At 39.9% G+C, this 20532-nt stretch carries 20 protein-coding genes and 1 rRNA gene; 16 read left to right on the plus strand and 5 right to left on the minus strand.

Going from position 1 to position 20532, the window contains the following annotated elements:
- The first annotated feature begins 28 nt into the window (after positions 1-28).
- From AB669_RS09470 to AB669_RS09485, 4 genes are all read left to right on the plus strand, one after another.
- Positions 29-1228 (plus strand): DUF1501 domain-containing protein, encoded by a 1200-nt coding sequence (locus AB669_RS09470; protein WP_047799003.1) that lies wholly within the window; start codon positions 29-31, stop codon positions 1226-1228.
- Between the two features lie 111 nt (positions 1229-1339).
- The gene (locus AB669_RS09475; protein ID WP_047799004.1) at positions 1340-1915 is read left to right on the plus strand and encodes a pentapeptide repeat-containing protein; all 576 of its coding nucleotides are present in this window, start codon (positions 1340-1342) and stop codon (positions 1913-1915) included.
- 41 nt (positions 1916-1956) lie between these two features.
- Entirely contained in the window at positions 1957-2313 is a 357-nt protein-coding gene (locus AB669_RS09480; RefSeq protein WP_047799005.1) for an iron chaperone, read from the plus strand.
- Between the two features lie 90 nt (positions 2314-2403).
- Entirely contained in the window at positions 2404-4695 is a 2292-nt protein-coding gene (locus AB669_RS09485) for a Tex family protein (protein ID WP_047799006.1), read from the plus strand.
- 57 nt (positions 4696-4752) lie between these two features.
- On the opposite strand, the gene AB669_RS09490 is transcribed toward AB669_RS09485, so the two are convergent.
- On the minus strand, positions 4753-5832 hold the full coding sequence (locus tag AB669_RS09490) for a mechanosensitive ion channel family protein (protein ID WP_047799007.1): 1080 nt from the start codon (positions 5830-5832) through the stop codon (positions 4753-4755).
- 131 nt (positions 5833-5963) lie between these two features.
- Between AB669_RS09490 and pnuC the strand changes: the two genes are divergently transcribed.
- The 8 genes from pnuC (at position 5964) to frr (ending at position 12034) form a co-directional block, all read left to right on the plus strand.
- Positions 5964-6635: a nicotinamide riboside transporter PnuC gene (gene pnuC / locus AB669_RS09495; protein WP_047799008.1), complete on the plus strand. Its 672-nt coding sequence runs from the start codon at positions 5964-5966 to the stop codon at positions 6633-6635.
- Positions 6636-6777: 142 nt separating this feature from the next.
- Positions 6778-7221 carry a 50S ribosomal protein L13 gene (gene rplM, locus AB669_RS09500; RefSeq protein WP_047799009.1) on the plus strand — a complete coding sequence of 148 codons (444 nt, stop codon included), beginning with the start codon at positions 6778-6780 and terminating at the stop codon, positions 7219-7221.
- Between the two features lie 3 nt (positions 7222-7224).
- On the plus strand, positions 7225-7611 hold the full coding sequence (gene rpsI / locus AB669_RS09505; protein WP_047799010.1) for a 30S ribosomal protein S9: 387 nt from the start codon (positions 7225-7227) through the stop codon (positions 7609-7611).
- A gap of 18 nt (positions 7612-7629) precedes the next feature.
- The gene (gene rpsB / locus AB669_RS09510) at positions 7630-8463 is read left to right on the plus strand and encodes a 30S ribosomal protein S2 (RefSeq protein WP_047799011.1); all 834 of its coding nucleotides are present in this window, start codon (positions 7630-7632) and stop codon (positions 8461-8463) included.
- 131 nt (positions 8464-8594) lie between these two features.
- The gene (gene tsf, locus AB669_RS09515; protein WP_047799012.1) at positions 8595-9440 is read left to right on the plus strand and encodes a translation elongation factor Ts; all 846 of its coding nucleotides are present in this window, start codon (positions 8595-8597) and stop codon (positions 9438-9440) included.
- Positions 9441-9577: 137 nt separating this feature from the next.
- Entirely contained in the window at positions 9578-10672 is a 1095-nt protein-coding gene (gene nagA / locus AB669_RS09520) for an N-acetylglucosamine-6-phosphate deacetylase (RefSeq protein WP_047799013.1), read from the plus strand.
- Positions 10673-10732: 60 nt separating this feature from the next.
- Positions 10733-11437, plus strand: coding sequence for a UMP kinase (pyrH, locus tag AB669_RS09525; protein ID WP_047799014.1), 705 nt, complete (start codon positions 10733-10735; stop codon positions 11435-11437).
- 33 nt (positions 11438-11470) lie between these two features.
- Positions 11471-12034 carry a ribosome recycling factor gene (gene frr / locus AB669_RS09530; protein WP_047799015.1) on the plus strand — a complete coding sequence of 188 codons (564 nt, stop codon included), beginning with the start codon at positions 11471-11473 and terminating at the stop codon, positions 12032-12034.
- Positions 12035-12101: 67 nt separating this feature from the next.
- Here frr and AB669_RS09535 read toward each other — a convergent pair whose 3' ends face one another.
- Both AB669_RS09535 and AB669_RS09540 read right to left on the minus strand, forming a co-directional pair.
- On the minus strand, positions 12102-12632 hold the full coding sequence (locus tag AB669_RS09535) for an OmpA family protein (RefSeq protein ID WP_047799016.1): 531 nt from the start codon (positions 12630-12632) through the stop codon (positions 12102-12104).
- Positions 12633-12720: 88 nt separating this feature from the next.
- Positions 12721-15192: an ATP-binding protein gene (locus AB669_RS09540; protein ID WP_047799017.1), complete on the minus strand. Its 2472-nt coding sequence runs from the start codon at positions 15190-15192 to the stop codon at positions 12721-12723.
- Between the two features lie 194 nt (positions 15193-15386).
- Here AB669_RS09540 and AB669_RS09545 point away from each other — a divergent pair, with 194 nt between their 5' ends.
- From AB669_RS09545 to rlmN, 4 genes are all read left to right on the plus strand, one after another.
- A complete protein-coding gene (locus AB669_RS09545; protein WP_047799018.1) occupies positions 15387-16076 on the plus strand; it encodes a YafY family protein in 690 nt (229 codons plus the stop codon).
- A 71-nt stretch (positions 16077-16147) separates the two neighbouring features.
- Positions 16148-16708 (plus strand): DinB family protein, encoded by a 561-nt coding sequence (locus AB669_RS09550; protein WP_082120630.1) that lies wholly within the window; start codon positions 16148-16150, stop codon positions 16706-16708.
- Positions 16709-16800: 92 nt separating this feature from the next.
- Positions 16801-17778, plus strand: coding sequence for a 23S rRNA pseudouridine(2604) synthase RluF (gene rluF, locus AB669_RS09555; RefSeq protein ID WP_047799019.1), 978 nt, complete (start codon positions 16801-16803; stop codon positions 17776-17778).
- Positions 17779-17866: 88 nt separating this feature from the next.
- The gene (rlmN, locus tag AB669_RS09560) at positions 17867-18922 is read left to right on the plus strand and encodes a 23S rRNA (adenine(2503)-C(2))-methyltransferase RlmN (RefSeq protein WP_047799020.1); all 1056 of its coding nucleotides are present in this window, start codon (positions 17867-17869) and stop codon (positions 18920-18922) included.
- Between the two features lie 2 nt (positions 18923-18924).
- Here rlmN and AB669_RS09565 read toward each other — a convergent pair whose 3' ends face one another.
- A complete protein-coding gene (locus AB669_RS09565) occupies positions 18925-20223 on the minus strand; it encodes a protein kinase (protein WP_047799021.1) in 1299 nt (432 codons plus the stop codon).
- A gap of 159 nt (positions 20224-20382) precedes the next feature.
- A 5S ribosomal RNA gene (gene rrf, locus AB669_RS09570) occupies positions 20383-20494 on the minus strand.
- Between the last annotated feature and the right edge of the window lie 38 nt (positions 20495-20532).

The following is a 20532-nucleotide window of genomic DNA, read 5'->3' on the forward strand; positions in this document are numbered from 1 at the left end:
TACTCATCATTCACTAAAGAACAAAGAGATGGACAGAAGAAACTTTTTAAGAAATACAGGATTTGTAGCGGCAGGTTCATTGTTTGTACCTGCTTTCATGAAGCCTTTAGAGGCGATGGCTTTAGACGAACTTAGCCTTTATAAAAATTTAGTTGTCGTTCAACTCTCCGGTGGTAATGACGGCCTTAACACGGTTGTTCCGCATGGAAACGACATCTATTATCAGAAAAGGAGAAGCATTGCCATTAAACCAGAGGAAGTTCTAAAGCTAAATGACATGCAAGGGCTAAATCCAAATATGAAAGCCCTGCAGGAGATTTATGATCAGGGCTGGATGACCATTATCAATGATGTGGGCTACCCCAACCCCGACCGCTCCCATTTCCGCTCCATGGATATCTGGCAAACAGGAAGTGATAGTAACCAGTTCTTATCAACCGGATGGATCGGCAGATATTTAGACAGCAACTGCCAGACCTGCAAATTTCCTTATACTGCCATTGAAGTTGATGATTCGCTTTCACTGGCATTAAAAGGACAAAGTAAAAAAGGAATAGCACTCAAAGACCCTGCTTCTTTATTTCGCAACACCAATGATCCTTTTTTTAAAGCCATGCTTCAAAGCGAAAAAGAACATTTGGATGAAGATAATCTCGGCTATTTATATAAAACCATGATTGAAACACAATCCTCGGCCAGCTACATTCAAAATACCTCAAAAATTTATCAGTCCAAATCTATCTATCCTGCTTCAGGTTTTGCCAATCAGTTAAAAACAGTATCCAAGTTTATTTCGTCAGGACTAAAAACACGTGTTTATTATGTTTCTCTAAGTGGTTTCGACACCCACGTTAACCAGATTAACCAGCAAGGAAACCTACTCAAACAGTACAGTGAAGGCATGGCCGCATTCTTAAAGGACTTGAAAACAAATAATAAGTTGGATGACACCCTGGTGATCACCTTTTCTGAATTTGGGCGCCGCGTTGAGCAAAATGCAAGTAATGGGACCGATCATGGAACCGCAAATAACATGTTCATCTTTGGCGGCAAACTGAAAAAACAAGGCATATTCAATGATGCCCCAAATTTAAGTGATTTAGATACAGGAGATTTGAAATATCAACTTGATTTCAGACAAGTTTACGGAACCATATTAGACAAATGGCTTGATGTGAACAACGCAGATATTTTGAATAAAAAATTTAATACACTTGATTTTATATAAGTGAGATTCATCTTGTAGTTATTATTTATACAATAAAAATAAAAGCAGTTTTTTCTATCGGCGTTTAAGATTTAGAAGAATCTCTATCTTAGCAGGCACAAAAGCCGATATATGTCCGTAAACTACATTGCTGATCAAACATTCGATAAACAAGATTTTACCTTAAGACCTGTTCCAAAAGCAGAATACGAAGGGTGCAGCTTTATAAGCTGTAATTTTTCAAATTCCGATCTAAGTGGAGTCAAATTTCTAGATTGCAGCTTCACTTCCTGTAACCTTAGCTTAGCCAGCCTAATAAAAACTGTTTTCAGCGATGTATCGTTCAAAGACTGCAAAATGCTTGGTTTACGCTTCGAAAACTGTAATGATTTCGGTCTGGCTTTCAGCTTTGATAACTGCAAATTAGATCATTGCTCCTTCTATAAGCTTAAACTTAAAAAAACCACTTTTAAAAACGCCCAACTTCACGAAGTAGATTTTTCTGAATGCGATTTATCAAGTTCCGATTTTCAAAATTGCGATTTACTTCAATCAACCTTCGATAAAACAATTTTAGAAAAGGCAGACTTCCGAAGCGCATATAATTACTCCATAGATCCTGATAACAATCGCCTCAAAAAAGCAAAGTTTTCAAAATCAGGTTTAGCGGGACTTTTGCATAAATACGATCTTCAGATCAGCGAATAGCATCAACATTTTTTGTATTTTCACTTAACAATGTTAATGTTATGGAAAAAACAGAACCAACGACAATCGACGAATATATTGCGCTCTTCCCTGCAAAAACACAGGAAATGCTGCAGCAGGTTCGCCGGGCCATTCGTCAGGCTGTTCCCGAAGCCCGGGAAGTGATCAGTTATAAAATGCCGGCCTTTAAGCAAAATAAAGTACTGGTATATTTTGCTGCCTATAAAAAACATATCGGCTTCTATCCTACCGGTTCTGGGATTGAAGCATTTAAAAATGAATTTGGAGATTATAAATGGAGCAAAGGCGCAGTTCAGTTCCCAATTGATAAGCCTATCCCATTAGATTTGATTAGTAGAATATCAAAATTCAAAGCAGAAAGGGATCAGACTTCATAAATTTACTCACAAATTTCAGTGGAAAACTTCATTTTAAAAATCCTGAAATACAGTAAATCCTGATTAGCTTTGCCGCATTAATTTTTGAATATGTTAGCTCATTATAAAATAATCGCAGCAGAATTAAAGGTTGCAGAGAAACAAGTTACAGCGACAGTAAACCTATTGGACGAGGGCGCGACGGTGCCTTTTATCTCCCGGTACCGTAAGGAATTAACCGGAAGTCTGGACGAGGTTGAAGTTGCCGCCATCCGGGACAGGGTTTTGCAGTTACGTGACCTGGACAAACGCAGAGAGGCCATTTTGAAGTCTATGACCGAACTGGGCAAGCTAACACCAGAACTTGAACAACAGATTAATGAAGCCGAGACCATCTCGCTTTTAGAAGACATTTATCTTCCTTATAAACCTAAGCGTAAAACGCGCGCTTCAGTGGCAAAAGAAAAAGGTCTGGAACCATTGGCCCTAAAGATCTTTGACCAACAAAATTTCAATGTAGACACTACAGCTAATCAGTTTATAGATAGTGAAAAGGGGGTGAACTCCTCAGAGGAAGCACTAGCTGGTGCCAGAGATATTATTGCTGAAATGATATCGGAAAATGCGGATGCCCGTACTAAAATGCGTACCTATTTTCAGGAGAAAGCAACCTTTCAATCTGAGGTCATCAAAGGCAAAGAAGAAGAAGGCATCAAATATAAAGACTACTTTGAGTGGAATGAGCCAGTAAAAACAGCTGCTTCACACCGGGTTCTGGCTATGCGGCGTGGAGAAAAAGAACTAATCCTGCGTTTAGATGCATTGCCGCCTGCAGAAGATGCCATTAGTATTCTGGAAGCCCAATTCATACAAGGAAACAATGCGGCCTCGAAACAGGTTCAACAAGCTTTGGAAGATGGTTATAAAAGACTGTTAGAACCGGCAATGGAAACAGAACTTCGCGTGCTTACCAAACAAAGAGCAGATGAAGAAGCTATTCGGGTATTCGCTGAAAATGCGCGACAACTTCTGCTTGCGGCGCCAATGGGCCAAAAGAACGTATTGGCAATTGATCCTGGATTCCGGACAGGCTGTAAGGTAGTTTGTTTAGATAAGCAAGGTCAGTTACTGGAAAATACTGCCATTTACCCGCATACGGGCCAGGGGAACGTTAAAAATGCAGAAACTGTCATTCAACAACTTTGTCAGAAATATAATATTGAAGCCATTGCTATTGGAAACGGAACGGCTGGCAGAGAAACCGAATCATTTATCCGCAGTTTGAACTTGCCAAATGTAACCATCGTCATGGTAAATGAGAGCGGTGCTTCCATTTACTCAGCATCCGAGGTGGCAAGGGAGGAATTCCCAACCCAGGATATAACGGTACGTGGTGCCGTATCAATTGGCCGGCGTTTGATGGATCCGTTAGCCGAACTGGTAAAAATAGATCCAAAATCCATTGGTGTTGGGCAGTATCAGCATGATGTAGACCAGAATAAGCTGCAGGCCAGTTTGGATGACACGGTAATTAGTGCTGTGAATGCAGTTGGGGTAGAGCTCAATACCGCTTCCAAACAAATTTTGGCTTATGTATCAGGCTTAGGGCCAACTTTAGCTCAAAATATAGTAGACTACCGGAATACAAACGGAGCTTTCAAAAATCGCGAAAGTTTGAAAAAGGTTCCCCGCCTGGGCGACAAAGCCTACGAACAAGCTGCAGGTTTCCTCCGCATCCGCAATGCAGAAAACGCATTGGATACCAGTGGTGTACACCCTGAGCGTTACAATGTAGTGGATAAAATGGCCAAAGATCTGGGTACAACTGTTTCTGCCTTAATGAAAGATCCACAGTTGCAAAAACAGATTAAGCCACAGCAATATGTTACCGAACATATCGGCTTGCCTACTTTAAACGATATTCTCAAAGAACTGGCTAAACCCGGTCGCGACCCGCGCGAACAGTTTGAAGCCTTTAGCTTTACAGATGGCATAAACGCAATAGCAGATCTTAGGGTAGGAATGAAACTTCCGGGTATAGTAACCAACATTACTAATTTTGGGGCTTTTGTTGATATAGGGGTACATCAGGATGGCCTGGTTCATACCAGTCAGCTGGCCAATAGATTTGTAGCCAATCCTAACGATATTGTAAAAGTGCATCAAAAAGTAGAAGTAACGGTGATGGAAGTTGATCCAGCCAGGAAAAGAATTTCTCTTTCGATGAAAACTGAGGCTAGTCCGAAGGCCGCGGGTCAAACCCGCGAGCCGAAACAGCAGCAAAAACCAAAGCAAGATTATAAAGCAAATCCAAAACAGAGTTTTAAGCCTCGTAATGAACCAAAAGATGCGGAAGGTGACTTGCAGGAAAAGCTTGCAAAGTTAAAAGGCATGTTTAAATAAATTTATTCACCACCTCAGGCATCTTTGGCTACATGTGTAGGTGCCTGAGGCGGTGAATTATATGTTATCAAATTTATCCTTGAATGCTAATCTTTTCTTCGGTAAACTTTCAGGATAGTTACTTTGGATAAAGGCAATCATCGCCTCTCGGATATTACAGCGTAAATCGAACGCCCGGGATGAATTGGAAGCGCTCATTAAAAAGCGAACCTCAATTGATCCGTCTTTTGTACTGTCAGTAACCTGAACAACATTTACCCGTTTATCCCAAAGCGGATTCAAATCAAGTAGCCTGGTCATCTCCTGACGAAGCGGCTCGATTGGTATAGTATAGTCGAGGTATAAAAAAACAGTCCCCAATAAATCCGCCGAAACCCTGGTCCAGTTCTGAAACGGCTTTTCAATAAAATAAGTTATGGGTAATATTAAACGTCGTTGGTCCCAAATGTTGACTACAACATAGGTTAAGGTAATTTCTTCAACTTTCCCCCATTCCCCTTCAACAATTAATACATCATCAATCCTGATGGGCTGTGTAAAGGCAATCTGAAAACCAGCTAACAGGTTTCCCAATGATTTCTGAGCCGCAAATCCAATAATAATACCACCAATTCCAACACCTGTAAGTAGCCCTGCTCCGATTTTTCGCATGCTTTCAAAGCTGAGTAGAATAATAGCAGCAGTAATGAGGATGATGAGCGAAACGATAAACTTTCTTACAAACTGAAGCTGAGTTCTTATTTTTCGTTCTTTTAAGTTATTCTCTTTGTTGAGATCATATTTCAGATAGAAAAAATCCTCCAGAATGTTAATCAGCCGAACCAGAATCAATGCAAAATTTATCGTTAGCGCAATTTCCAGGGCTTTATCCAATGGTAACCTGATGCCTGCCGGCATCACCATAATATCCAGGGAAGAGTTTAGCAATAGCAACGGAATAAACAAAGCCACTGGTCTGCGCAGGTGCTTGATGGTCGATTTGATAATGATAAAATCCCACCACCTTGATAGCAACAAAAAGAGTTTGTGAATGAGAAACCTTAGTAATATCCCAATTAGAATCGCCACAACACCAATAATAATGTTCTTTAAAAACAGCGGGACAGGATAACCGAAAATATTATCTAAATAATGCATTTAAGAAATTTGTTGGTTAATGATGAGGTGAACTCCATGCGATATTTTACTAACACCAGGGGCTTATTTTTGTTTTTAGAACCAGCAGACTCAGGTAATTATTTTCTAATTTAGACATTCAATTACCTAAAATGGATTTTTTTAACTCCCACAGCATATTTTTCAAAGTACTTGGCTATCCCATGAGTTACCTGGAGTTTTTCGCAGTACTTACTGGGATACTATCGGTGATATTGTCGGCCAGAGCAAGTATTTGGAGCTGGCCTGCAGGAATAGTAAATGTTTTCCTCTCTGCTTTCTTTTATTATCAAATCCAGCTTTATCCGGATATGTTTTTAATGGTTTTCTTTTTCATTACGAACATTATAGGATGGTGGCGATGGGCAAATCCGAAGCCGCAAGAAGCTGATCAGAGAAAACAGCTGAAGGTAAGTTTTATGCCGCCGAAACAATTCCTGATCTGGCTCGCTGTTGGTGTAGCCGGAACCCTATTGGTCGGTACTTTAGCCAGTCAGCTGCACAACTGGTTTCCCCTGCTGTTTAATTTACCAAGCGCATATCCTTTTGTAGATTCGTTTATTTTAGTGATGAGTGTGATTACGACATTACTGATGATTGAGAAAAGAATAGAATGCTGGATAATATGGTTATTGATTGATGTTGTAGCAACTTACTTGTATTTTTTAAAAGGGGCTAAATTTTTCGGAGTTGAATACTTTATCTTTACTATTATCGCAGCATTTGCCTTATGGAACTGGATAAGGGAGTACAGAAGCTATAATAAAAGTGTATCAGATTTTTAAGATCACAAATTGTAACCGCGGAAACGGCAACAGTGCTAAAAAAAATCACCTCAACTATTTGATAATAAAAGTATTTAATCTATCTTTGCAGTCCCAAATTTAATGGGAATAATAAATTGTTTAATAAATTAAATACAAGCAAGTGAATACGTTAAGTTACAAAACTGTCTCGGCCAATGCGAAAACTGTTAACAAACAGTGGATTGTTGTTGATGCGCAAGGCGAGATTTTGGGGCGCTTGTCATCGAAGATCGCTATGATCATCCGTGGTAAAAACAAGCCTGAGTACACCCCACACGTAGATTGCGGAGATAACGTTATCGTTATCAATGCAGACAAGGTTAAATTGACAGGAAACAAATTCAGCGAAAAGCAATATGTTTCTTATACTGGTTATCCAGGTGGTCAACGTTTTATCTCTCCAAAAGAGTTAATGGCGAAACACCCTCAACGTGTAATCGAGAAAGCGGTACGTGGTATGTTACCGAAAACTAAATTGGGTAAAAAATTATACACCAATCTTTTTGTGTATGCTGGTGAAAACCACCCTCATGCAGCTCAATCTCCAAAAACCATTAAACTTTAAGAAATGTCAGTTACTAACACTTCAGGAAGAAGAAAAACAGCTGTTGCACGTATCTACTTAAAAGACGGTGCTGGAGCAATTACCGTTAACGGTAAAGACCACAAAGTATATTTCCCAACTTTACCTTTGCAATATATCGTAAACCAGAGTTTAGAAGTTTCTGAGCTTGCAGGTCAATATGATATTACTGTAAACGTTAAAGGCGGTGGAGTAAAAGGACAAGCAGAAGCTGTTCGTTTAGCTATTGCTAAAGCGATTGTTGAACTAGATGCGGATAAAAAACCTGCATTACGTGCTAAAGGCCTGGTAACGCGTGATATGCGTATGGTTGAGCGTAAGAAACCAGGACGTGCTAAAGCTCGTAAGAAATTCCAATTCAGTAAACGTTAATCACAGGAGGCAAAGACAATGGCAAGAACAACTTATCAAGACTTATTGGATGCAGGTGTACACTTTGGTCACCTTACCCGTAAATGGAATCCAAAAATGGCTCCTTACATTTTCATGGAGCGTAATGGAATTCACATTATAGATTTAAATAAAACCTTAACTAAAACTGAAGAAGCTGCGGCTGCGATTAAACAAATCGTAAAATCAGGACGTAAAGTTTTATTTGTTTCAACAAAAAAACAAGCAAAAGGAATTGTAGCTGAGCAAGCTAAAAAAGTAAACATGCCTTTCGTAACTGAACGTTGGTTAGGTGGTATGTTAACTAACTTTGCTACAGTACGTAAGTCAATCAAAAAGATGTCTAACATCGATAAAATGACTAAAGACGGTACTTATGCTATCTTATCTAAAAAAGAGCGTTTAATGATCCAACGTGAGCGTATTAAATTAGAATCACTTTTAGGTGGTATCGCTGATTTAAACCGTTTACCTGCAGCGTTATTCTTAATTGATGTTAAGAAAGAGCACATCGCGGTAACTGAAGCGTTGAAATTAAACATCCCTACTTTTGCGATGGTTGATACTAACTCTGATCCTTCTAACATCGATTTCCCAATTCCTGCGAATGATGATGCTACAAAATCTATCTCTTTAATTACTGATGTAATTATCAAAGCGATTGAAGAAGGTTTAGATGAGCGTAAACGCGAAAAAGATGATGAAGCTGAAAAAGAAGCTGTAGCTGTTAAAGCTGCTGCTGATGCTCCTGAATCGAAAGAGCCAAGACGCAAAAAAGCTGCTGAAGCGGAAGTTGAAGCATCTTCATCAGAAGAAACTAAAACAGAAGAATAGTCATATTTTTTAAATTACAGGTTACTGGTTTCAGGTTTTAAGTTGGCTTAACATGAGTTTAACTTGGCACTTGTAACTTGTAACCTGTAGTTGTTATAAACAAGATTGTAAATTTTTAAAAAAGAAATAAAATGTCTACAGTACAAATTACTGCCGCAGATGTAAATAAACTACGCCAACAAACTGGTGCTGGTATGATGGATTGCAAAAAAGCTTTAGTTGAAGCTAATGGCGATTTCGAAGCAGCTGTTGATTTATTGCGCAAAAAAGGTCAAAAAGTATCTGCCGCCCGTTCTGGTAATGCTACTTCTGAAGGTCTGGTATCAATCGCTGTTTCAGCCGATGGTACAAACGGTAAATTAGTTGCTTTAGCTTGCGAAACTGAACCAGTTTCTAAAGTAGAAGATTTCCGTAATCTTGCTCAAGCTGTTTTAGCTGCAGCTGTTGCAAACAATCCTGCTTCTGCAGAAGAATTATCAGCTATTGCATTAGAAGACGGACGTACGGTTGCTGAAACTATTACTGAACTAACTGGTAAAATCGGTGAGAAAATCGTTATCCAGGAATATGCAAATATCTCTGGCGAAAAAATCGTTTCTTACATTCACTCGAACGGTAAAATGGGCGTTTTAGTAGTATTCGAAGGTGCTAATGGCGCAGATATTACTGAAGCTGGTAAAGATGTTGCAATGCAGATTGCGGCAATGAACCCGGTTGCTGTTGATAAAGATGGTGTTGATCCGGCTACAATCGAGCGCGAAATTGAAATCGCTAAAGATGTAATCCGTCAGGAAGGTAAACCAGAAGAAATGGTAGAAAAAATCGCTGCCGGTAAATTGAATAAATTCTACAAAGACAGTACTTTATTAAACCAGGAGTTTGTGAAAGACAGTTCGGTAGATGTTCGTAAATTTTTAGATAACACCGCTAAAGGTTTAACAGTAACGGCTTTCAAACGTGTTCAATTAGGTGCATAGGCATCCCTAAACATATTAAAAGGTTCCAAGAAATTGGGACCTTTTTTTTTGCCCAAAAATATACCGAATCTTTTTGACATTCATTGCCACACATTTTATCCTGAACTGATTAACTTTAGGATCTATACAAAACACCTATGCTTAATATTTCAAATGCAAAATATTACCGTGATGATACTATAAACTATGCCAAGCGCATAGCTATAGAAGATGGAAAAATTACCTCAATCGAGAATGCAGAGTCTATAAATCCTGAATATCTGGTTGTTCCAGGGTTCATTGACTTACAGATATATGGTGCAGGAGGAAGGCTTTTCTCAGCTGAGCCAACCATTGAATCACTGACCATTATGGAGGATGATTTGTTAAGAAAGGGAACTACCGGATTTTTGGCCTGTATGGCAACAAACTCTCCTGAGGTTTTCAAGGAGTGCATTAATACAGCAAAATCCTTTGCAAAACAGGCCAGGAATTTCCTTGGCTTGCACCTGGAAGGGCCTTATTTAAATCCTAAACGATTGGGTGCACACATACCCGAATTCGTACGTAAGGCCAGCTTAGATGAGATAAAAGAATTACTGGACCGCGGAGATGGGGTAATCAAAATGATGACCATCGCTCCTGAATGTCAGGATGAAAAAGTCATACAATATTTACTGGATCATAACGTCCTTGTTTCTTTAGGCCATAGCGACGCAAGCTTTAGTGAAGCCACCATGGCATACGATAATGGAATAAAAACCACCACTCACTTATTCAATGCGATGAGCCCCGTTCATCACCGTAAACCTGGAATTCCAACCGCCTTTTTTAATCACCAAAAGGCCATGGCGAGTATCATAGTTGATGGAGAACACCTGGACTATGAAGTAGTTAAAATTGCCTACAAATTATCAAAAGGACGACTGTTCCTCATCACAGATGCAGTTACGCCCTGCAACATACCACCATACCAACATATCAAGAAAGACAATAAATTCGTAATGCCTGATGGTACGCTTTCAGGCTCATCATTAACGATGTTAAAGGCACTTCAAAACTGCGTAAATCACTGCAATATTGAGGTACCTGAGGCAATCAAAATGAGCAGTCTTTATCCTGGAAAACTAATAGGTGGTGAGGAATATTCAGGAAGCATTGAAGTTGGAAGCGACGCAAATCTTCTACTGCTGAATCAAAACCTCGAATTACAGCAAGTAATATTTAAGGGTGAAAGCATCTCAACGAAATAATTACATCAATTATTTAAAAGCATAGCTAGGTATTAAAAAAATGTTAATATTTTTGAAGTCATGAAATACAAACGCATCCTATTAAAGCTTAGCGGAGAATCGCTAATGGGCGACAAACAATACGGAATTGATAATGAACGTGTTAAGCAATATGCAGAAGACATCAAAGCAGTGCACGACAAAGGATTAGAAATTGCAATTGTTATTGGGGGTGGAAATATTTTCAGGGGCTTAAGTGCTGAAAAAAGCGGAATGGACAGGGCGCAGGCTGATTACATGGGTATGTTAGCCACTGTAATTAATTCGATGGCCCTTCAGGATGCACTGGAAAAAGTTGGGATTAAAACCAGGTTACTCACCGCGATAAAAATGGAGCAGATTTGTGAACCATTTATCCGCAGGCGTGCAGTACGTCACCTTGAAAAAGGACGTGTAGTAATTTTTGGCGCCGGAACAGGAAATCCTTATTTCACAACTGACTCTGCCGCTGCACTTCGTGCGATCGAAATCAAAGCCGATGCAGTATTGAAAGGAACCCGTGTTGATGGTATTTATACTGCAGATCCGGAAAAAGATCCTACAGCAACCAAATACGAAGAAATTTCTTTTAGAGAAGTTTACGCAAAAGGCTTAAACGTAATGGACATGACGGCCTTCACACTTTGTGAAGAAAACCAGGTTCCAATTATTGTGTTTGATATGAACAAGCATGGTAACTTCATGAAAATAGCCAACGGTGAACAAATCGGCACAGTGGTTAAATAATCTTAAAACTATTTCTATAGATATACACACATTATGAATGAGCTCATACAATTACAACTAATGGATGCACAATCTTCGATGGACAAAGCGATCGATCATTGTGAAGCCGAATTAACAAAAATTAGAGCTGGAAAGGCTTCTGCTGGTATGCTCGATGGAATTTTTGTTGACTACTATGGTGCAGCAACTGCATTGTCGCAAGTTGCAAGTATCAATACACCAGATGCACGGACCATTGTCATTCAACCCTGGGAAAAATCACTTTTAACTGCAATCGAAAAAGCTATCCAGGTGGCCAATATTGGCATCAATCCTCAAAATGATGGTATTGTAATCCGCTTAGTGGTACCACCGTTAACTGAAGAACGTAGAAAAGACCTGGTTAAAAAAGTAAAAGAAGAAGCTGAACGCGGACGGATCACTGTTCGTAATATCCGTAAAGATGCCAACAGCAAAATCCAGAAGCTAAAAGGCGAAGGCGTATCTGACGATGAGATCAAAACCGGCGAAGGAGAGGTACAAAAGCTAACCGACGCGTATATCATCAAAGTGGATAAACATGCCGAATTAAAAGAGAAAGATGTAATGACGGTTTAATTAAACTGCCTGATATAAAAAATGCCAGCCCAACAGCTGGCATTTTTTGTTTATAACAATAACGAAATTAGTTCTGAACCTTTATTTCCGTTCTTCTGTTCATAATCCTGCCTTCTTCTGTATCATTGCTGGTAATCGGCTCTTTCTCACCGTGACCAACAATGGTAAATTTATCTGCACTTAATCCGGCGTTTACAAAGTAAGATTTTACAGCGTTAGCCCTGTCGATAGATAACGACATATTATGCTCCGGAGTACCCTCTGCTGAAGAATGTCCGTTTAACACGAATTTTGTATTGGGAGATTTTTTCATCTCACTTACCGCTTTATCAAGAATAGAGAATGAAGAAGTTTTTAATACAAATGAATTGAATTCAAACTGAATATTATCTAAATTAAAATCAGGCTTCTGAACTGGTGCCGCTTCTTCAACTTCTTTCTCTACAGGTGCTGTTTTTTTGGTTTCCATAGGCGGAGTTGGTTTTGCAACAGGCGCAGGTGCAGGCTTGGCAACCATCTTTTTTGTTTTACAAGAATACATGCTAATGGTGAGCAATCCGGCAATTAACGTAAGGAAGATTTTTTTTGTGAAATTCATTTTTTAATGGGTTTTAGATTTGAATTGTGTGTTTAACCAAACATACAATTTTATGGTTATAGTATATAACGATTTTTTTTCAGAGAACTTATACCACAAATGTCATGTCCTCAATCGCAATAATCAGGATGTCCAGCTGACCGAGTTGGGTGACCATCTCCGTCTTGATATGATCAGTCAGGCCCTTTTCCGCTACTTCGATTTCTAGCAATCGAAAGGCATTTGCCAGCTTAGCAGCACCCATTTGTGCTATCCTGCCTGCAAGGCGATGTACAATTAAACGGCACTTATCACGATTGTTTTCAACCAGCAACTCTTTTAATTCCCTGGAGTCATCCTTACAATCCTGTTTAAACCGGTTAAGAATCTTTTCCAGCATTTGCTGATCACCGAAAGTCATCTTTTCCAGCGATGATAAATCAAACTCAACGTGTTCCTCCGGTATTTGCTTCTTCTCAAAAATTGAAAGCAGATCAACAGCACGGAAAGGCTTCATAATCAATCCGTCAAAGCCTTCACTCAAAACCATTTCACGTTCTTCAGGTAAAACCTGCGCGGTGATGGCATAAAATTTAACAGTATCTGGCAGCTTCTTCTTCAATATATGGCAAAGCTCTAAACCAGTCATTTCCGGAAGCCGCATATCAATCAACACAAACTTTAATTCCGAATCAACACTTTCACGGAGTATATCAGCTACCTGATTAAAACTTTTGTAAGGAATTCCATGTCTATCAAATATCAACCCGCAAAGATCAACAATAAGCTTATCATCGTCGATCACCCAAACTGTTCCCTGATTTACAATTGTATATTTTTGTGGATCAGATACGTCGTCAATTTGCTTTGGTGCTTGTGTGTAGGTTAAATAAATATTGAATGTCGTTCCTAAACCCAGTTTACTTTTTACGTGTATTCTACCTCCCTGTGCCTCAATTAACGATTTAACAATTGGTAAGCCCAACCCTGTTCCCGTTTGATTCAATACATATTGCTCCGGAGATTCAATTTGTTCGAATTCATTAAATATCCGCTCCATATCTTTTTGTTCAAAACCAATACCTGTGTCCTTCACCGTAAAATGGAAGTGTAAATGATCTAACTGTTTCTTGATCGATACCGTTAAACTGATCTCGCCCCTCAAAGTAAATTTCACCGCATTTCCCAACAGGTTAAACAAAATTTGTTTCAGCCTGAAAGCATCGCCGTTTACAAACTCAATATCGCCCAGATCCAATTGAACGTTTAGCGTGAGTGATTTCTGCTCAGCCAAAGGCTGCACAACAGATATCACTTCATCGAGAATTTTACGGATATTAAACGGTTGATTATGAAACTTGAATTCCCCTGAAATGATGCGGTTATAATCCAGCACTTCATTCACAATCTGAAGCAAGTGTATCGAAGAGTGGTATATGGCGTTCACATCCTTTTTATTTGGATAGTCCTGCTGCGCGATCAGTTCGGCATAACCCAGAATAGATTGTAATGGCGTCCTGATCTCATGGCTCATGTTCGATAAAAACCGCTGTTTAGCTTTTCCATGATATTCAGCCTCATCTTTAGCCTGCTCTAATTCCTTTCTATACCGGTTACTCTTTGTAATATCAGTCAAAATCAAATACAACAAAATCACAGTAAGTAAAAAGAAGGTAATGATAATGGCTGTAATCTGGGTAATCCCATCGTTTACCACCTCCTTTGCCTGTATGCCGTTAAGGTCTACCTGTGCCACAGCCTGCCCTTCCACCTCCCTTAAAATCTGCAGAATTTGATTGGTTAGCGCATTACTCGCATTAGATAGATCAGCTTCACGCTTTAAAAACTTCTGACTTTTCTGGCGCTGTTCCAGCTCAATATTTTTCAATGAGCCAGTCATACTTTTCATAATGCTATCTTCCGCCTTCGCATTAAGCGTGTCGCGTTTTACCTTAAATTCTTCATTGATGATTTTGTACACGTCGGCTTTTTTCTTTCCGAAAAGTTTGCTCAAAAAGCCCCTTGACTTTTCCTCTTCCTCTGGTGCAACTGTAGTCGTAGAAGTAGTCGTCTCTGTGGTTAAAACCGCACTATCGGTTTGTCTCGCACGGGATGCAACAAGTTCATTAAGTTTCTCTACCTCATCAGAAAATGATTTTGTATTCACCAGGGTCTCCCGAACCTGCAAATATGCAATAAACTGTTTATCGCGCTGTACAAGTAAATTTTTGATTGATTTGATTCTTTTTAGTTGCAGCGAGTCGTCACTGTAAAGTTTGCGTAGTGTATCTAAACTCGATCTCAACCTTCTGGATTCCCTTAAAAAGTTGTAATTACCTTGTTTATTGAAAGCTTCATCACGCTGTAACTGGTCGAGTCTGGCAATTTTGTGTGACAGGTCATTCACAATGCGTAAGCGATCATTTGGCGCAGAAATTTCTTCAACGGTACTCAACATCCGCGTAAAGGCGAATTTGCTGATTCCCCAGGCCATCAACAAAGCAAAACAGGCAAATAAAAATCCTATAATTACTTTTCCTTTTACGGCCCTGAAAAATCGTTTTTGAATTGCGGCTGCCATGAACTAAAAATTGTGTCTCAATATCTAAACGAAAGTTTAACGATAAGACAATTCTGCTCCATTCACACAAATAACATACCAAGGAAATATGATTAAGACTCACAGACCTGAGCTGCAGTGATTGCTTCGTGAATTATAGATAATCATCCGACTTATCTCCGGTAATTTTTTTAATTTTAATCAAGCCAAAACACATGAACCGTATCGACCGCCTTTTCGGCATATTAACTTTACTTCAATCCAGGAAATACATCACCGCAGAAAAGATTTCAGAGCGGTTCGAAATCAGTGTGCGTACCGTGTATCGCGATATCAAATCCTTACAAGAACAAGGCATACCCGTTAGCTTTGAACAGCCCAAAGGATATTTCCTGGTTCAGGGATACTTTCTGCCTCCCGTTTCTTTCAACATGGATGAAGCAAATGCCTTCCTGCTGGTAGAACGCCTTGTAAACGGTTTTGCAGATCAATCCATCCGTTCACATTATGCTGCAGCACTCACTAAAGTGAAGGCGGTATTAAAAACCAGTCAAAAAGAAAAGATGGAGGCGATGAATCAGCACATTAAACTGCAGATCCCGGAATGCCTGACCTTCAATTACCAATACCTTTCGCTTATTCAACATGCCATCTCCGAAAACCAGATGCTTCGGCTGGAATATAAAAATGCAAAAGAAGAAGCAAGCCTGCGGGAAGTAGAACCTATTGGTTTGATTTTCTATGCCTTTAGCTGGCACCTCATTGCCTGGTGCCATTTCAGAAACCAATACCGGGATTTTAATCTCACCAGAATTATCTGCCTGAAAAATATTGAAAAAGCTTTCATTAAAAAACAACATATCCCATTAAGTGAATATATGAGTATGCTACCTGTAAATTACTAATTCTTTTTTTCACACTGCCATAGGGTTGTCACTCACCCCCGTTTCCTTTGTAGAAACAAAACGCTAAAAGCATGAGCATAGCCGATCTATTATTAATGGAAATGAACACAATCGAAAAACTAAATCAAAAGAAAATGGATATTATTAAAGCATTATTGAAAGAACTGGAATCAGAATTCAATACCACAAAAAAATTCCTTACGCTGGTACCAGAGGACAAATTTGATTGGGCGCCACACGAAAAAAGCATGAAACTTAAATCGCTGGCCAGCCACATTGCCGAACTACCCTCCTGGATTAGTTTAGCAATCAATACTGATGGACTGGACTTTGCCACTGCTCCATATGAAGAGAAAAAAGTGAGCAATAATGCCGATCTGATTCAAATTTTGGAAGAAAGTTATTCAAGTGGCAAAAAAGATCTGGAAAGTGCCAATGAAGGTGAATTTGATAAACAATGGATCCTGAGAAATGGAGACCAGATTCTCGGAGATATGACTAAGTATGAAATGATCAGGGTTGCCTATAGTCAAACTATTCACCACCGTGCACAATTAGGGGTTTACCTAAGGCTACTTAATATTCCAATTCCGGGCAGTTATGGCCCAAGTGCCGACGAACAGAAATTTTAGATCAGCCTTATTAATATAAAGAACATCAGCGAAAACCTGGTGTTCTTTGTGTATTTGTAGTGATACAGAATTTATTTCCGTAAAATTGCATTATGAACAACAATACGGCTACCCGTCTAAACAAATTCATCAGCGAGAGTGGGCTGTGTTCGCGCCGCGAGGCCGATAGATTTATAGAAAAAGGAAATGTTTTTATAAACGGCAAACGGGCCAAAATTGGTGATCAGGTTTTTGCTGGCGACAAAGTGATGGTTAACGGGCACAATATAGAGCCTAAAGAAGAATCAAGCTTCGTATTGTTGGCGTTTAACAAACCCGTTGGGATCACCAGTACTACAGAATCAAACGTAAGAGACAATATCGTAGATTACGTCAATTACAGTGAACGGATTTTTCCGATCGGGCGCCTGGATAAAGATTCCCAGGGACTTATTTTCCTGACCAACAACGGTGATATCGTTAACAAAATACTTCGTGCGGGAAATAAGCACGAAAAGGAATATCTGGTAACGGTAAACAAGCCGCTTACCGAAGACTTTATTTTCGAAATGAGTAACGGTGTACCCATCCTGGGTGTGAATACCCGTAAATGTAAAGTTCGCCAGGTCAGTAACTATGTATTTAACATTATCCTGATCCAGGGACTTAACCGTCAAATCCGCAGAATGTGCGAGCATTTTGGTTATGAGGTAACCAAACTTGAACGTACCAGGATCATGAACATCAGTTTAAAAGGTATCCCTACGGGCGAATTTCGTGAGCTTTCAGAAGATGAACTGAGCGGCATTATGAAAAGCGTTGAGAAATCATCTTCAGAAGTATCATCAAAAAGCAAAAAACCATCGGTTAAAAAACCGGGACTGCAGGACGATATCCCCGAACTTCGGGAATCTAAACCGAAAAAAACAATCAAGAGCACACAAAACACCGGTCAGAAACCAGGCCTTAAAAAAAGTACAAGTCATTCAACTTCAAAATCCGCAGGTAAAAACAGCTCAACCAACAGAAATGCACGTCCCTCTAAAGGCAAAAGCGGACCAAAACAAAATAGCAGAGGCAGAGGAAGATAGCCTTTAAAATGTAAAATTCTGAGCGGCAACACTTTGCTTTATGTTTTCGCCTTTCAGCTTAAAAGCTTTTTGAGTACCTTTGCAGCAAATGGTAACAGCTAAGAAAATCGATATCCGCTCACTGGATTTGCCTCAATTACAACAGCACCTTGTTGCAATGCAACAACCTGCGTTCAGGGCTAAGCAAATCTATCAGTGGTTATGGGAAAAATCCGCAACCAACTTCGAGGAGATGAGCAACCTTTCAAAAGACTTGCGCAAAGCTTTGGATGAAGGTTTTACCATCAATGCTGTTCAGGTCAACAACTCCCAGTTCAGTAACGACCATACCATCAAGAATACTTTTCGCCTGGCCGATGGAAACATTGTTGAAGGCGTTTTAATCCCACTTGAAGACCGTATGACCGCCTGTGTAAGTTCGCAGGTTGGTTGTAGCTTAACCTGTAAATTCTGTGCAACGGGATATATGGATCGTAAACGTAACCTGAATGCCGATGAAATTTATGATCAGGTCGTTTTAATCGATAAGCAGGCAAAACAGAACTATAATAACCCCCTAACCAATATTGTATACATGGGTATGGGCGAGCCACTTTTAAATTATGCAAATGTTTTAAAGTCTATCGACCGGATTACCGCTCCAGACGGACTGAACATGAGCTATAAGCGCATAACAGTTTCTACGGCTGGCATTGCTAAGATGATCAAGAAACTTGGCGACGATGGTGTTAAATTCAATCTGGCATTATCACTTCATGCGGCAGATGATAAAAAGCGAAATGAGATTATGCCGATTAATGAGGCCAACTCATTAAAATCATTGGCTGAAGCATTAAAATATTATTTTGCAAAAACCAAGAACCCGGTTACTTACGAGTACATTGTATTCAACCATTTTAATGATGAAATTTCTGATGCGATGGATCTGGCAAAGTTCTGTAAACATATCCCTTGTAAGGTCAATCTGATCGAATACAATCCGATCTCTTTTGCCGATTTCACGAATGCCGAAGGTGATAAAATTGATGCATTTGCAAACTACCTGAAGAGTCAGGGCATCACCACCAATATCCGTCGCAGCCGTGGAAAAGACATCGATGCAGCTTGCGGGCAGTTAGCGGTAAAAGAAGAAGCCAACAGTTAATATCACAACACACCCAGTTCTTCCACTATTTGCTTAAAGCCTGGTCGATCATTTTGATTGATCGCTAAACACCTGTCTCTGATTAAACAAACAGCCTGATAGGCTTCAAACTCATCTCTGGTAATGGAAAGTAAATCATCCAGCAAATAGCCATATGCCTTTACTTCAATCCGTTCAAGAGAAAAGGCTGTTTCGTCATTGCTCCTGTTGTAAAAGGAGGCGGCGCCAAAATCACCAAAAAGCGTTTTACCGGACGGATCAACCAGGATATTATGCGCATACAAATCTCCGTGAATAATACCCTTACTGTGCAAATGCAAGCCAACATCGGCAATACGCTTTGCAATTTCCAGCAGCTGCTGAGCTGAAAGAGTTACTTCATCTTCAAAAATGTCCCTCGTACAGCTGTCCAGACTCGGAGGCCTTCCCAAGTTAAAGAACTCCTGAGGAATCAATTCCATCACCACCCCGTTTCTGTCCTCGTGGCTGAAATGAATCTTACCCAACAACTTTACAATAGCCGGGTGAGCACCAGCAGCGATATATGCTCTCATCTCATCCTGTGGGTAACCATCACTAGTTACATTACCCTTAAAAATCTTTACTGCAGCATCCTGCAGTAAATCTGCCTCCAGTAAAGAAGCGCGGTAAATGGTACCCGAGGCACCCTCTCCCAGCATATTCATCAGGGTGATCTGTTCAACATCAATAGTTGCCAAATCAGGAAAGTCTGTTGCGTTCTGTTGTATTTCATTTCCTGAGAATGCCAGCCAGGCTAACCCTGGCATTGAAATCAACCACTGAGGTAAATGATCCAGGCGATTAGCTGAAATCCTCAGCAACTCTAATTTCCGGCAGTTAACCAGCGACTCAGGTAATGCAGTAAGCTGATTACCGGCAAGCATCAGCTTTTGCAGATGCACGCAATCACCAATAGACGATGGCAAATCAGTAATCCGGTTATTGGTAAGAATCAGCCATTTTAAGTTTGCATTAATCGCCGCAGGGCTGATATGTTCAATCTGATTAGATTTGAAACCAGCAATACTGAGCACGGGGCAATCACTTAAAACGTCTGGTAAACTTGTGAACAGATTATCCGAAGCAAAGAAAACCCGCAACTTGCTGAGTCTTCCGAAATCATCAGGTAAACGGCACAACTGATTACCAGAAAGATCCAGATATTCCAGCGTTTCTGCCAACGAAAAAATCTCCAATGGAAATTCAGTGAGGCCTTCAGATAATTTTAAAGTAGTGGCCCCCTGAAGTTCCCCTGATGATAACTGTACTAGCGTTTGCAAAATATAATGGTTTGAGTTAAGCTGCGAAGATAAAAAATATTTATCCGGAAGTCAGCACAGAATATGTGTATTAAAATCCCCAGAGTGCTATATAAACGAAGAAACCCTCACAGTTGTTACTGCAAGGGTTCTTGTTAATCTGCTTTTAGGCAGTTTAAGATTTGGCACCGACCTACTCTCCCACGTGTTACCGCAGTACCATCGGCTCTGGTGGGCTTAACTTCTCTGTTCGGAATGGGAAGAGGTGGACACCACCGATATAGGCACCTAAATTTCTTTAGATAAGCTATTCGAGCTTAAATGACATAT

Source organism: Pedobacter sp. BMA (assembly GCF_001027745.1).
In the GTDB taxonomy this organism is placed as follows: Bacteria; Bacteroidota; Bacteroidia; order Sphingobacteriales; family Sphingobacteriaceae; genus Pedobacter.

Excerpts from the sequence above, each read along its gene's own strand:
- AB669_RS09470 (WP_047799003.1), top strand. The coding sequence starts at position 29 with ATGGACAGAAGAAACTTTTTAAGAAATACAGGATTTGTAGCGGCAGGT.
- AB669_RS09475 (WP_047799004.1), top strand. The coding sequence starts at position 1,340 with ATGTCCGTAAACTACATTGCTGATCAAACATTCGATAAACAAGATTTT.
- AB669_RS09480 (WP_047799005.1), top strand. The coding sequence starts at position 1,957 with ATGGAAAAAACAGAACCAACGACAATCGACGAATATATTGCGCTCTTC.
- AB669_RS09485 (WP_047799006.1), top strand. The coding sequence starts at position 2,404 with ATGTTAGCTCATTATAAAATAATCGCAGCAGAATTAAAGGTTGCAGAG.
- AB669_RS09490 (WP_047799007.1), bottom strand. The coding sequence starts at position 5,832 with ATGCATTATTTAGATAATATTTTCGGTTATCCTGTCCCGCTGTTTTTA.
- pnuC (WP_047799008.1), top strand. The coding sequence starts at position 5,964 with ATGGATTTTTTTAACTCCCACAGCATATTTTTCAAAGTACTTGGCTAT.
- rpsI (WP_047799010.1), top strand. The coding sequence starts at position 7,225 with ATGTCAGTTACTAACACTTCAGGAAGAAGAAAAACAGCTGTTGCACGT.
- rpsB (WP_047799011.1), top strand. The coding sequence starts at position 7,630 with ATGGCAAGAACAACTTATCAAGACTTATTGGATGCAGGTGTACACTTT.
- tsf (WP_047799012.1), top strand. The coding sequence starts at position 8,595 with ATGTCTACAGTACAAATTACTGCCGCAGATGTAAATAAACTACGCCAA.
- nagA (WP_047799013.1), top strand. The coding sequence starts at position 9,578 with ATGCTTAATATTTCAAATGCAAAATATTACCGTGATGATACTATAAAC.
- pyrH (WP_047799014.1), top strand. The coding sequence starts at position 10,733 with ATGAAATACAAACGCATCCTATTAAAGCTTAGCGGAGAATCGCTAATG.
- frr (WP_047799015.1), top strand. The coding sequence starts at position 11,471 with ATGAATGAGCTCATACAATTACAACTAATGGATGCACAATCTTCGATG.
- AB669_RS09535 (WP_047799016.1), bottom strand. The coding sequence starts at position 12,632 with ATGAATTTCACAAAAAAAATCTTCCTTACGTTAATTGCCGGATTGCTC.
- AB669_RS09540 (WP_047799017.1), bottom strand. The coding sequence starts at position 15,192 with ATGGCAGCCGCAATTCAAAAACGATTTTTCAGGGCCGTAAAAGGAAAA.
- AB669_RS09545 (WP_047799018.1), top strand. The coding sequence starts at position 15,387 with ATGAACCGTATCGACCGCCTTTTCGGCATATTAACTTTACTTCAATCC.
- AB669_RS09550 (WP_082120630.1), top strand. The coding sequence starts at position 16,148 with ATGAGCATAGCCGATCTATTATTAATGGAAATGAACACAATCGAAAAA.
- rluF (WP_047799019.1), top strand. The coding sequence starts at position 16,801 with ATGAACAACAATACGGCTACCCGTCTAAACAAATTCATCAGCGAGAGT.
- rlmN (WP_047799020.1), top strand. The coding sequence starts at position 17,867 with ATGGTAACAGCTAAGAAAATCGATATCCGCTCACTGGATTTGCCTCAA.